Raw genomic sequence first — 11,882 nt, 5'->3', positions numbered from 1 at the left:
GCAGAAAGACACGCGTGAGGTGAGTCGATCGATGCAGGGAGGACAGGCGAGATGCCGAATTATGTGAGCGGCCCGATTCTGACGGTGCTCGGAGTCATCGAGGTGGCTGTGGGCAGGACCAAGGTGCTGGTCGGCAGAGCGTTTGGCCGCGACGACGTGGTCGCCGAGGGCCAGGCGCAACAGGACAAGGGCGAGGCGCAGCAGGACGAGGGCAAGAAGCGCGTCGAGGCGCAGCAGGCCCGTGCCGCGGCGAAAGTCAACGAGGAACGCGAACACGCGGCCAAGGAGTAGTCTTCGCTAGTCTTCGCTAGTCTTCGCTAGTCTTCGCTAGTTTTCGCGGGCCGGGTCGCCGTCGCTTCTCCAGTGATCGCGTGACCGCATATCGTCCTCGGCCGCTTGGCATTGCGCCGCCAGCTGCCGGTACGCGGCGGCGCTTTCGGCGTCGCCGAACTGCACGCCCAGCCCGGCGGCGAGCCGGATCACCTCCAGCACGAACTGGAGAGGCCGTCCGCTGCTCAGCGCGTCGTTGATTGCGTTCACGAGGTCGTGAAACTCCATGTCGCTGTTGCTTGCCGCGGCCAGGCCGAGCGCCACCGCCGCGCGACGGGTGTCGTCGGGCCAGACGGAATCGTTGTGCGGTGGTATCACGCCATTCCCTTCGTTTCGAGCGCCGGGTACGCCGCCCCGCCAGCGTAGATGCGCTAACCCTCTGGCGGGCCCCCACGAGTTGCCGGGCACACTGTGGGAAGCGAAATGGAGGCGTGATGGAGGCTCTCGACGGACGGCTCGTCGTCCGCCTCGACGGCAGCCGCGTCTATCCGCGGATGCTGGTCGGCGGCAAAGCCCACGGACTGTCCAAGATCCGCGCGGCCGGACTGCCGACACCGCCGGCGTTCACCGTCACCGTCGACGCGTGCCGGCAGTATCTGGAGGCGCCAGAGCAGCTCATGGACCGGCTGTGGCCGCAAGTTCGCGACGCCTTGACCTGGCTCGAGGCCGAGTCGCGCCACACCTTCGGCAGCGGACCCGTGCCGCTACTGGTCTCGGTGCGCAGCGGCGCGCCGGCAAGCATGCCCGGGATGATGGATACCGTGCTCAATCTTGGCATCAACGACGACGTGGAGCACATTCTCGCGGAACGGTGCGGCGCCGCGTTCGCGCGCGACGCCCACGCGCGCTTCCGGGAACTCTTCCGCCAGGTGGTCGGTCCCGCCGAAGGCTGCATTCCGGCCGACCCGCACACCCAGTTGCAGGCCGCGGTGCAGGCCGTGTTCGACTCCTGGAACTCCGAGCGCGCGGTTTCCTATCGTCGCCACCATCATCTCGAGGGCAAGATGGCCGGCACCGCTGTGACCGTGCAGGCCATGGTGTTCGGGAACCTGGACGACCGGTCGGGCACCGGGGTCCTGTTCAGCCGAAATCCCCTCACGGGGGAAGCGAGTCCTTTCGGAGAGTGGCTGCCGGGTGGACAGGGGGAAGACGTGGTCGGCGGCAGATGCGATCCGCTGCCGCTGCGTGCGCTGGCCCACCAGCACCCCGACATTCACCGACAGCTCCTGGAGGCGGCGTCCTGGTTGGAAGCCGAGGCCGGCGACGCCCAGGACATCGAGTTCACGGTCGAGGGCGGACGGCTGTACCTGCTGCAGACGAGGTCCGCGAAAAGGTCGGCCAGGGCCGCGGTCGCCATTGCCGTCGCCCTGCAGCGCGAGGGTCGCATCAGCATCGACGAGGCGTTGGGCCGCGTCACACCCGCCCAGCTCGATGTGTTGCTCACTCCCGTCATCGAGCCGGCGGCGCTTCAGCGGGCCACCGTTGTCGCGTCGGGGCTGCCCGCATGTCCGGGCGTTGGAGCGGGACGCGTTGTCGCCGACAGTGATTCGGCCGCCGACGCCGCCGACGCCGGCGAGCACGTAGTGCTGGCCCGCGAGACCACCAGCCCGCAGGATGTGGGCGGCATGATCGCGGCCCGCGCGGTGGTGACCGAGCAGGGTGGCTCGACGTCGCACGCGGCGGTCGTCAGCCGGGAGTTGCAGACTCCGTGCGTCGTCGGGTGCGGCCAGGGCAGCCTGCGCGGGTTGGCCGGCACCGAGGTCACGGTCGACGGCGGCACCGGCAAGGTCTACGCCGGCCTGTTGCCGCTGACGAGTCCGTCGGAGACCGCCGATCCGGACATGGCCACGTTGCTGGTCTGGGCGCGCCGGGCGAGTCCCGTCGAGGTGCTGCCGGCGTCCGAAGGAGCACCCGCGGGCCTTCCACGGGTTGACCACCGGGAACCATCGACCGTCTATCAGGCGCTCGCCGCCGGCGCTTCGGCCGTGACGGCGGAGCATCCGCTGCCGGTCCTCCTTATGATCTGTAGTCACCAGCGGGCCGCACCTCACTCCCACCAGGACTTCGAGTTTGATGATTCATGATTCGGTGTATTCCGACCGTCCCGTCCCGCTTTGCGGTGTTCGCCGGTGAGCGACGAATTGACCCTGCTGCGCATCGTGGCGATGAAGGGTGGCGTCTCCGCCGAGACGATCGCGGGCTGTGTCGGCGCCGACGCCACGGCGGTGCGGGAGGCGTTGGACGGCTTCACCGGGCGTGGTCTGGTCAAGATGACGCCGATGGGATACCGGATCACGCCGTCCGGGCGCGAGCGGTGCACCGAGCTTGTGACCACCGAGCGGCGCAGCGCCGACCAAGGGGCGGTGGCGGGCGTCTACGGGAAGTTCCGTGAACACAATCGGGAGCTCAAGGCGGTCATCACCGACTGGCAGACCCGCGGAGCCGATGAGCCCAACGACCATTCCGACGCGGAGTACGACCGCCGCGTGATCGAGCGTCTTCTGGCAGTGCATCAGGCCGTCGTGCCGTTGGTCGACCAGATCGCCGGCCTGGCCCCCCGACTCGGCCATTACCGACGGCGGTTGGACCGCGCCGCCGAGGCGGTGGTCGCGGGCGACTACTCGTTCGTGTCGCGTCCGCTCGTGGACAGCTATCACACCGTCTGGTTCGAATTGCACGAAGACCTCATCGGGCTCGCGGGGTTGAACCGCGCCGACGAGGCCCGGTCCGGTCACGCAGGGTGAGCGGCGGGACTCCACGTGTGCTCGGTCGTCCCGAAAACCCCATTGACCAGAGGCTAAGCTCGCACTCGACGATCTCGATCGGTCGAGTCCCCTGAGCCCCCGTGAAGGAGTCCAACCATGCCACTGGCACGCATCGACCTCGTCGAGGGACAGCCACCCGACTACCGCAGGACGATCGGCGAAGTGGGCTACGATTGCGCTACGCTCGTAGCATGGCTGAGGTGGCGTCCCGTGAACTCCGAAACAACACCGCCGGCCTGCTACGCCGCGTCCAAGCCGGCGAAGACATCACCGTCACCGTCAACGGCAAACCCGTCGCCGTACTCATCGCACCACAACCAGCACGACGCAGATGGCTGCACCGCGACGAACTCACGCAGCGACTACGCCGAGCACAAGCCGATCCCGGCCTGCGCGAGGACCTCAGCGCACTGGCCGGCGACACCACTGAAGACCTCGGCCCGATCCGATGACCGCCGGTGTCGTCGACACATCAGTATTCATCGCTCATGAAAGCGGCCGCCAACTCGACCAAACCCGCATTCCAGACGAAGTCGCCACCACGGTGATCACCCTGGCGGAGCTCAACGCCGGCGTGCTCGCCGCCGCCACCGCTAACATTCGAGCACAACGGCTCGCGACGCTAGACGCCGTAGCCGACATGACCGCGCTGCCCGTCGACGAAGACGCCGCACGGACATGGGCACGCCTGCGGATCCACCTCGCCGAAACTGGCCGCCGGATCCGCATCAACGATTTGTGGATCGCCGCAATCGCGACTTCCCAAGGCCTGCCAGTGGTCACCCAAGACGATGACTTTGACACGCTCGCCGACGCCGCCGGCGTCACCATCATCCACGTCTAGAAAAATCAGTGGTATGGCCCGCCGCGTCGCCTTCGTCGCCTTCCCGGATCATCGAATGGCTTGAGCAAGGTGGCGCCATGTCTTTCCAACCAAGCCGCCGAGCGTTGAATATCGCCTTTCCCCGTTGGGCCAATCCCTGCTGGAGCCGATGGCGAGCCTCATCGATTGGGCCGATACCCGTTATTCTGATATCCATGCTGCACGTGCTCGCTTCGACAGCGCACCGTATGGCGCCGCACGCTAAGCGAGCGCTCCCAGGTGTTCTCGCACTGCCGCTAACTGGTTCCGAAAAGGACGCGTATTCGACAGCGAATGCCGTGTAGGGGATAAGCCGCGGGTCAGGCGATGTCGGCGACAAGGACCGATTTCTCACCGTCCGCCAGGCGCGTCATCCGCGGCACCCAGGCAGTCACGACGGTTTCGTACGTGCTGCTGGATCTGCGGCCGCGGTGCTTGATAATCGAGAACCCGACCCGGAGCTTCAGAAGACCGCCGCACGAATACAATTCGTCACAGTGACGTATTGCACGCGGCCCGGCGGCAGGTTGAGGCGGGCGGTGGGCTGCCGGCTGCGCCGCCGGGTGGTCGGGGCTCGCTCAAGACTTCACCTAACACCCGAATCATTCACTAGTGGATTGAAAGATCGGCCGGCCTAGGCGTCTGCACAACTACCGCAGCGTCTCGTTCGGAACTGTAGGCGTCGGAACAGCGCCGAGAACTGCGCAGATGGGCCAACCGCCAACGTGTGCGAGCACTCTCGTCTAAAGCACGCAGCATGGGCTTTTGCCGATAAGCGACATTATGTCAGGTAAGCCATTGCGTGGTAGCCCAATGGATTTCGCTCGTCGATAATCGATGTCCGGTCTCATTGCGTCTGGCGGTTTTCGCAATTTACTTGGCGGCCGTCGGATCGCGGTCGCGAGGACGTATGCGGAACTGGTGGACTGCACCGCCGCCGCAGGGCTACTCCCGACCCTCGAGAAGGTGAGCGTAGGGGTCGCTGTCGGAGCCGACGGTCTCAGGCATCGGATAGTAGGTCTTGATCAGCAGATTTCCGTCGCCGTCCCACGCGAATGTTTCGATGCTATAAGCCATTTCAACGTTCGGCTCAGTGCCAAAGTGATTCTCACAGGTCCACGCCATCTCGTCGCCGTTCACTTGGACTGTGATCATTTTGATCTTGAGGATGGACTGGAACATGTCGAACGCCTCCGATGTAGCGGTTTCGAAGCCGCGCTTCTCCTCCGTGCCGACCGGATCGAACATGCGCACCTCGCCAGGGCAGATCGTGCGCCACGATGCCACCCATTCGTCTTTCTTCCCCGCGTTCCACAGTTCGGCGTGCTTCGCCGCGTGCGCCAATCGAGCCTGACGGCTGGGAACACCACTCATGTCCGCATTCCTCTCGTTGTCTGTGTACCGCTCAGGGCCTACCGCCCAGGGAAAGAAACATTGATGCCTTAATGAAAGCATAACTGGACACCTGTCCAGCATGAAAGAGTCATGCAAGCGGCAGGTCGAGCTGATCATTTCCGATCAGTTGCAGATTCGCTGATCCGCGACACCTCGCAGACCCGGCTCCTGCGGCCGATGTCGAGCGTGCGGGCGGGGTCCAGATTGGCCGTGATTGTTTTGGGTTGTCCGCCACTCCCCTGGCCTCGGCCCCGCCCGTTCGGGGCGCGTTCGAGGCTCGCGGAGTCGGATCGGTCGGCGCGTTCGCTGACGAGCGAGCCGAGGGTCGTTCCTGCCACGCCACGCTCCCGTACTAGCGATGTGGCTTCTATGCGGGCTCTGGCAGCCGCTCCACGGGCCGTCAGCCGCCGGGCAGAACGACCCTGTTTTGACGCCACGGCCGGACACATCTGAATTGGCATTGTCGGTCCAATTTCTAGTCAGCATGATGTCCCAGTGCGGACAACACATCGCGTTGAAAGACTTCGATGTCGCGCTCAAACGGCCAGCCGTTCCCCCGGATTGACGTTCCCGCTGTTGGCGCGATCACCCCGCCCAGCGCTCGGGCCTGAGGGACACAAGCAACCGCGGTAATCACCCGCTCCCGGCGGCTTTGGACCGTAACATTTGGCCTGTCAATCCAGTCGGGCGGCAACAACCTTGTCCAAACCCGAATTGATAGATCTGATATATCGGAAGGAATCTATGAATCAAATACAAGAGAACAAGCTATTGAAATACAACTCGATATTTCTTGGTGTGTTTATGTTTATGTTCGGGTTCTTGAAATATTTTGACCCGTTTCGAACCATGTTTGATGTGCAGATCACCGAGAGTGGCCTGCCGCGAATGAGCATCCCCCTCGGTAAACCCGGCGAGATGGCCATCGGCCTTGGTTTGCTGTTGCCGACCTTCTACAGGCGGAGTATTCCGAAGGTCTATGGCCCGGTCGTGTTCCTCGCCTCAGCCGCACTTGTCGTCAACATGGGAATTGCGACCTACGTGCATTTACAGCCGAAAGTGCCGGCGAATGTTTTGCCCCTAGGGATAAAGCCACCATTCATCCCGCTGTTCGTTATGTTCTTGGCGATCGTGAATCTCTACCAAGTTTATCGGGGCAACCGACGCCGGATCCCAGGGCAAGCCGACACCGCACAGCCGTGACTTGGCTGGCGCCGTAGCGGTGTCGGAGCTTGTGCAAGTCGTGCCGCGTCCGACCGGCCTCATTATCCAAAATTGGATCCCGACCGGCGGATGGGCGCTCAGATGCTCCCTCGCGGTACTACCCACCGGTGCTGGAACGTCAATACGAGTGCGGCCGTTTCAACGCCGGCGTCGTGGTGGACCACGGTGATCTGGTGCGCGGCGGCAACTCCGACGGCTCGATGCTGGCCGGTTCGCGCCAAGGCGCCCTGTGTGCCCGCCAATGCAGCATTGGTCGGCAGATACTCGTAGGCGGTGTGGCGGTCCGCCCAGAGCTGTTCGTATTCGGCCGGCCCGCGGGCACTGTGAGCGCTTCGGCATTCAGCGGTGCTCTCGTGGCAACCAGACCGCCTTCAAATCAGCGGGCGCAGCCGGCCCGATGGGCTTGACAAGTGGTCGACCCCAGGACCGCCGATCAATTATGCGAGACGGTCGGCGGCGTCTCCTGCCCGCAGTGAAAATCTAACCGTTATCATGTTGTCTGCCAGACTGTTTCAAGCTGCGCTTGCTTATCGGAATCGTGATTCCAAACCGCCGATGCTGCAACGTGAAATGACGGCACAACACGGCAACGGATTGTGCATTGCATCCTCGGTTCGTCGTCACCAACGGTGTCCGGCTACCGACTGTCGACTTGAGCCTGCTGCGCCGGCTCATGGACCTGGCCGGGGAAGCCCGCCGGCCTCGACGGCAGGTCTACCCCCCGACTCAAGAACCAACAAAGAAACCTCATCGTGTACTGTCCGGTACACTACGATTCCCTCTGACCACTGGGTCAGCCAAGATGGCGGCGACGCGGCGATGGATTGGGACTAAGCCGGGATGATTCAGACGGGAGGAGGTTCGATGCCCGCGCAGGAACCCGTGGATCTGATCTATCGTGCAGGCGCAGCGGGCGCCGTGTGCTGGGCTCGCGACGATCGCGGGCACGTGCGAGAGCTGCCCATGACCCGTTGGATCGGAGGCCCGCACGCCAGCCACCGCGATCGGCTCGCCGATGGGCACGTTCTGCGGCGCTGCTCGGCGTGGCCAACCCTGGACCTCGGATGCGGCCCCGGACGATTCACCGCGTCGCTGCGAGAGCGCGGCTGGGCTGCATTGGGCGTGGACGCCTCACGCGCCGCCGTCGATCTGACGCGTGATCGTGGTGGAACCGCAATTCACGCTGACCTTTTCGCACCGTTGCCCGCCGAAGGCTGTTGGGAACAGATTCTGCTCACCGACGGCAACATCGGCATCGGCGGAGACCCCGTCCGGACACTCAGGCGCGCCGTTGAGCTGCTCGCGCCCGGCGGGATCGTCGTTGCCGAGGTCGACCCGCCGACGACAGCGGCGTGTCACGAAATACTGCGCTGGGAAACCGAACATCATGTCGGGCAGTGGTTTCCCTGGTCACGGGTCAACGCAGCCGCACTCGGCGACCTCGCCATCGCCGCCGGATTACTGGTCAGCAGTATCGTCGATTTCGATCACCGTGTGATCGCCGTGCTGCACGCGGCAACGCCGGGCGGGAGTCGTGATTAGCGCACAAGATATTGGTTGGAAGCCCGTTTGTGACTTCTCCGGTCAGTGGCGGCGGCGCCGCTGCGCTGATTCGCAACTCATATAGAGTGGGAATTGTGTCTGTGTCGGCGCGCTCCTCGACGGCACGCCCCCTGCCGGTAACGGAACGGGGCAGGCGCAGCCGTGCCGCAATCATCGACGCTGCGGCCATGCTGATGTATCAGCGCGGTGTCGGGCTGACCACCCTCGATGATGTGTTGGCCGCCGCCGGTGCAGGTAAGTCTCAGCTGTACCACTACTTCGATAGCAAAGCCGACCTGGTTGCAGCGGTGATCGAGAGGCAATTGGAGTTGGTTCTCGCCCAGCAGCCCACGTTGGAACACATCGACTCGTGGGAGGGAATCGATGGTTGGGTCGAAGGCGTACTGGCTATACACAGCGCGCCGGGAGGTCCATTTGCTTGTCCCCTAGGGACGATGGCCTCAGAACTGAAGAACGACAAAGCCTTTGCGCCGCTACTTGATGCCGCATTTCGCCGGTGGGAAGCCGCGTTGGCGAGGGGGCTGCAGAGGATCCAGGACCGCGGTGGCCTGGTCGCCGAGGCTGACCCTGCCCGACTTGCGACCGCGGTGATCGCCGCGTTGCAGGGCGGTATGTTGCTCGCCCGGGTCCGCGGCGATGTCGCTCCCTTGCAGGACACGCTCTTCAGCGCCGTGGTGCAGCTGCATCAATGGGAACGTAAAGCCACCACGCGAAAGCCGCGGGCACGCTAACCGCTCAAGGAACATGGCGCCCGGTGCAGGTTCTGTTAGCGAGGTGTTAAACCTACCCAGTCAAGGAAGAGCTTCTTGATGACGTTATACCGTGCGGTACAGTCTGGGTGTGGTGCACGGGAGATTGGAAGCAACGACTGAGCAACCCGTGGCAGGCATGCGAGATAACGGGTTTAGGCGGCCGAAGTGGCGTCCGGCCGCGTCAGCTGTTCGCGGGCCCCTTTCGCCACATCAGCACGTGGCGGCGAATGTTGACGTTTTGAAACAAGGTGCGTCGACCTCATGTTCGTGAAACTGCTGACTGGACATGACGGCTGCTGCGAAAACGCAGCTGCCTCGGATTTGACCTCGTTGTGAGCCCGGCCCATCGCGCTCAACAGCCGAGGACGACGGCGAAAAGGAGCCGACCGTGCAGATCCTGCGAACCCCCGATGAGCGATTCAACGCGTTGCCCGACTACGGATTCCAACCGCGTTACGTGGAGGTAGCTGCCACCGACGGAAGCATGCTGCGTGTGCACTACCTCGATGAGGGCCCACGCGACGGTGAGGTGATTCTGTTGCTACACGGCGAACCATCGTGGTCCTACCTATACCGTCGGATGATCCCAGTGCTCGCCGATGCGGGGTTACGGGCGGTTGCCATCGATCTGGTTGGTTTCGGGCGCAGCGACAAGCCTGCCAGTCGCGACGACTACACCTACCAGGCGCATGTGGACTGGACATGGGCGGCCGTTGAGGCGATCGGCCTTGATGCGATCACCCTGGTGTGCCAGGACTGGGGCGGACTCATTGGCCTGCGCCTGGTTGGTGAACACCCCGAGCGCTTCGCCCGGGTTGTCGCTGCGAACACGTTTCTGCCGACTGGCGACACACACCCGGGAAAGGCATTCCTGGCCTGGCAACGGTATAGCCAGGAGACACCCGTGTTCAATGCCGGCCGGATCGTCAACGGCGCCTGCGTGTCCGACCTGAGCACCGAGGTCATCGCCGCCTACGACGCCCCGTTTCCCGACGAATCCTTCAAGGCGGGTGCCCGACAATTCCCCTTGCTGGTTCCGATCGCCCCCGAAGATCCCGCCTCCGCGGCAAACCGGGCCGCCTGGGACTCGTTGCGCCAGTTCAATCGGCCGTTTCTCTGCGCCTTCTCCGACTCAGACCCCATCACCCGAGGCGCCGATGCGGTGTTCCGCGCGGAAATCCCCGGTGCCGCAGGGCATCCCCCGGTGACCATCACAAACGCTGGACACTTCCTTCAAGAAGACAAGGGTGTTGAACTCGCCGCCGCCGTGACCCGGTTCGTCGAGTCCACTCCCCAATCGACCCAGTGCGCCTGACTGGTTCGAATAAGCTCGCGATGCCTTTGTGTTTTAGCCGTGCGACGTGGGACGCAGTTGCCGCACGAAATCAGCGACTGCGGTGCCGATCTGGTCGGGACTGTCCTCTTGAAGGAAATGCATTCCTGGAACGGTGATTTCGGTTTGGTTGGGCCAGCGGCGGACGAGCTCACGTGGGCGTCGGTTAAGGATGGTGCCCGGTTCGGCGTTGACGAACAACTTCGGAACATCGCTGGCTGCGAGCCAGGTGGCGTAGTCGTTCACGACCGCGACGACGTCAGCGGGCCGATCCCCAATCGGAATGTCGCGCGGCCACGACAACGTGGGGCGCCGGTCTTCACCGGCGTTCAGGAAAGGCCGCCGGTAGTGCGTCATCTCCTCGTCGGTGAGATCACGCAGGATCTGGGCGGGCAGCATCGCTTCGACGAAGAGGTTCTGTTCCAGCATCATCTGCTCACCCGCCGCGGAGAAGATGTCGAAGGCCGGCGCGTCGGCGGTGAAATCCGACGGCCGCAGCGGGGCGACGATGGCTTCCATGTAGGCGATGCCCTGCACGCGGTCACGGTGCTGGTTGGCCCAGTCGAAGCCAAGCACCGAGCCCCAGTCATGAATCACCAGGATCACGTTGTCGCCGAGGTCGAGCGCCTCCCAAAGCGCGAATAGGTAGTCGCGGTGCTCGGCGTAATGATAGCGGTCAGGTCCGGATGGGCTGAGCTTGTCCGAATGCCCCATTCCGATCAGATCGCACGCGATCAGCCGGCCGAGGCCTTGCAGATGAGGCATCACATTGCGCCACAGGTACGACGACGTCGGGTTGCCGTGCTGGAACACAATCGCGTCGCCGTCGCCCTCGTCGATGTAGGCCATTTTGCTGCCGTGAATTTCACGATACGTCAATTTACCGAAAGGTGTTGTTCCGAAAATGATTTCGTCCCTCTCCGGTTCTTGATGCATCGGTCCGAATCCGCCCGCGTAGGATAGCGGACTGTTGACTGACCGGTCAACTAGCGGTAGCGTCGGCCGCGTGCCAAAGTCGTCGGACACCCGCGAGCGCCTTGTGTCGGCGGCGGCCCGGTTGTTTCTGGAGCGCAGTTATCAGGCTGTCGGGGTGGATGAGATATGCGCGGCCGCCGATGCCCGCAAGGGCAGCTTTTACTATTACTTCTCGTCGAAATGTGACCTTGCCAACGCGGTCATCGACCTGCACGCCGTCACTTATGCGGTACGGCTGGCCGACTTTGTGGACGACGACCCCGTTCGGCGCCTGCGTGCGATTCCCGACATGATCGGAGCCATTCAGGCCGATTTCGAATCGCAATTCGGTCGGGCCGTAGGTTGCCCGTTCGGCAACCTGGCGGCCGAGTTGTCGACCACAGACGACGCTGTGCGTGCGCATATCGCGCAGTGTTTCGCGGCAATGGAAGAGGGCTTGGCGCTGCTGTGCCGTGAGGCCGCCGCGCGGGGGGCTCTTCGAGAAGGCGTCGATCCCGATCAGTTGGCCCACCACTTGCTCGCCCAATACCAAGGCGTGACCTTGCTCGCCAAACTCAACGATGCTGGTGTTGCTGGTATCCCGGCCGCGCTGCACGACTTTGTGGCCGCCTACCTCTCCGAGGGCGGACTTTCCTCATGAGGCGCCCCTGCCGAAGTCGCAGATCCGGGCTGGCATGACTAAA

At 63.8% G+C, this 11,882-nt stretch carries 13 protein-coding genes and 1 pseudogene; 11 read left to right on the top strand and 3 right to left on the bottom strand.

Annotation, left to right across the window (positions count from 1 at the left end):
• Nucleotides 1-51: 51 nt before the first annotated feature.
• Nucleotides 52-291, top strand: coding sequence for a CsbD family protein (locus G6N48_RS05110; protein WP_085268793.1), 240 nt, complete (start codon nt 52-54; stop codon nt 289-291).
• A 36-nt stretch (nt 292-327) separates the two neighbouring features.
• On the opposite strand, the gene G6N48_RS05105 is transcribed toward G6N48_RS05110, so the two are convergent.
• Nucleotides 328-594, bottom strand: a complete 267-nt coding sequence (locus G6N48_RS05105) for a hypothetical protein (protein ID WP_139825729.1) — start codon at nt 592-594, stop codon at nt 328-330.
• 170 nt (nt 595-764) lie between these two features.
• Between G6N48_RS05105 and G6N48_RS05100 the strand changes: the two genes are divergently transcribed.
• The 5 genes and pseudogenes from G6N48_RS05100 to G6N48_RS05080 form a co-directional block, all read left to right on the top strand.
• Entirely contained in the window at nt 765-2,414 is a 1,650-nt protein-coding gene (locus tag G6N48_RS05100; protein ID WP_085268795.1) for a pyruvate, phosphate dikinase, read from the top strand.
• A gap of 45 nt (nt 2,415-2,459) precedes the next feature.
• Entirely contained in the window at nt 2,460-3,074 is a 615-nt protein-coding gene (locus tag G6N48_RS05095; RefSeq protein WP_085268796.1) for a hypothetical protein, read from the top strand.
• Between the two features lie 212 nt (nt 3,075-3,286).
• Nucleotides 3,287-3,547: a type II toxin-antitoxin system Phd/YefM family antitoxin gene (locus tag G6N48_RS05090; RefSeq protein ID WP_085268797.1), complete on the top strand. Its 261-nt coding sequence runs from the start codon at nt 3,287-3,289 to the stop codon at nt 3,545-3,547.
• A complete protein-coding gene (locus tag G6N48_RS05085; RefSeq protein WP_085268798.1) occupies nt 3,544-3,939 on the top strand; it encodes a type II toxin-antitoxin system VapC family toxin in 396 nt (131 codons plus the stop codon). Before G6N48_RS05090 ends, G6N48_RS05085 begins: the two co-directional genes overlap by 4 nt.
• An 85-nt stretch (nt 3,940-4,024) precedes the next feature.
• Nucleotides 4,025-4,183, top strand: a pseudogene (locus G6N48_RS05080) (winged helix-turn-helix transcriptional regulator); the annotation flags it as partial.
• 719 nt (nt 4,184-4,902) lie between these two features.
• On the opposite strand, the gene G6N48_RS05075 reads toward G6N48_RS05080, so the two are convergent.
• Nucleotides 4,903-5,331, bottom strand: coding sequence for a hypothetical protein (locus G6N48_RS05075; RefSeq protein ID WP_139825730.1), 429 nt, complete (start codon nt 5,329-5,331; stop codon nt 4,903-4,905).
• A gap of 765 nt (nt 5,332-6,096) precedes the next feature.
• Between G6N48_RS05075 and G6N48_RS05070 the strand changes: the two genes are divergently transcribed.
• From G6N48_RS05070 to G6N48_RS05055, 4 genes are all read left to right on the top strand, one after another.
• On the top strand, nt 6,097-6,555 hold the full coding sequence (locus tag G6N48_RS05070) for a hypothetical protein (RefSeq protein ID WP_085268800.1): 459 nt from the start codon (nt 6,097-6,099) through the stop codon (nt 6,553-6,555).
• 885 nt (nt 6,556-7,440) lie between these two features.
• Entirely contained in the window at nt 7,441-8,118 is a 678-nt protein-coding gene (locus G6N48_RS05065; protein ID WP_179969848.1) for a methyltransferase domain-containing protein, read from the top strand.
• Between the two features lie 131 nt (nt 8,119-8,249).
• Nucleotides 8,250-8,870, top strand: coding sequence for a TetR/AcrR family transcriptional regulator (locus tag G6N48_RS05060; RefSeq protein WP_139825737.1), 621 nt, complete (start codon nt 8,250-8,252; stop codon nt 8,868-8,870).
• A 409-nt stretch (nt 8,871-9,279) separates the two neighbouring features.
• Complete coding sequence (locus G6N48_RS05055) at nt 9,280-10,206, top strand: haloalkane dehalogenase (protein ID WP_085268801.1); 927 nt, start codon at nt 9,280-9,282, stop codon at nt 10,204-10,206.
• A gap of 33 nt (nt 10,207-10,239) precedes the next feature.
• Here the strand turns inward: G6N48_RS05055 and G6N48_RS05050 are convergent, their stop codons facing one another.
• Nucleotides 10,240-11,130 (bottom strand): haloalkane dehalogenase, encoded by an 891-nt coding sequence (locus G6N48_RS05050; RefSeq protein WP_232066753.1) that lies wholly within the window; start codon nt 11,128-11,130, stop codon nt 10,240-10,242.
• A gap of 100 nt (nt 11,131-11,230) precedes the next feature.
• Between G6N48_RS05050 and G6N48_RS05045 the strand changes: the two genes are divergently transcribed.
• Complete coding sequence (locus G6N48_RS05045; RefSeq protein ID WP_085268803.1) at nt 11,231-11,839, top strand: TetR/AcrR family transcriptional regulator; 609 nt, start codon at nt 11,231-11,233, stop codon at nt 11,837-11,839.
• Nucleotides 11,840-11,882 lie beyond the last annotated feature (43 nt).

The organism is Mycobacterium parmense (assembly GCF_010730575.1).
Classification (GTDB): domain Bacteria; phylum Actinomycetota; class Actinomycetes; order Mycobacteriales; family Mycobacteriaceae; genus Mycobacterium; species Mycobacterium parmense.
This window is presented reverse-complemented; position numbering and strand designations above follow the sequence as displayed.

Bases quoted from the DNA above. Each gene is read 5' to 3' on its own strand.
- G6N48_RS05100 (WP_085268795.1), top strand. From the start codon at position 765: ATGGAGGCTCTCGACGGACGGCTCGTCGTCCGCCTCGACGGCAGCCGC.
- G6N48_RS05085 (WP_085268798.1), top strand. From the start codon at position 3,544: ATGACCGCCGGTGTCGTCGACACATCAGTATTCATCGCTCATGAAAGC.
- G6N48_RS05065 (WP_179969848.1), top strand. From the start codon at position 7,441: ATGCCCGCGCAGGAACCCGTGGATCTGATCTATCGTGCAGGCGCAGCG.
- G6N48_RS05110 (WP_085268793.1), top strand. From the start codon at position 52: ATGCCGAATTATGTGAGCGGCCCGATTCTGACGGTGCTCGGAGTCATC.
- G6N48_RS05070 (WP_085268800.1), top strand. From the start codon at position 6,097: ATGAATCAAATACAAGAGAACAAGCTATTGAAATACAACTCGATATTT.
- G6N48_RS05090 (WP_085268797.1), top strand. From the start codon at position 3,287: ATGGCTGAGGTGGCGTCCCGTGAACTCCGAAACAACACCGCCGGCCTG.
- G6N48_RS05075 (WP_139825730.1), bottom strand. From the start codon at position 5,331: ATGAGTGGTGTTCCCAGCCGTCAGGCTCGATTGGCGCACGCGGCGAAG.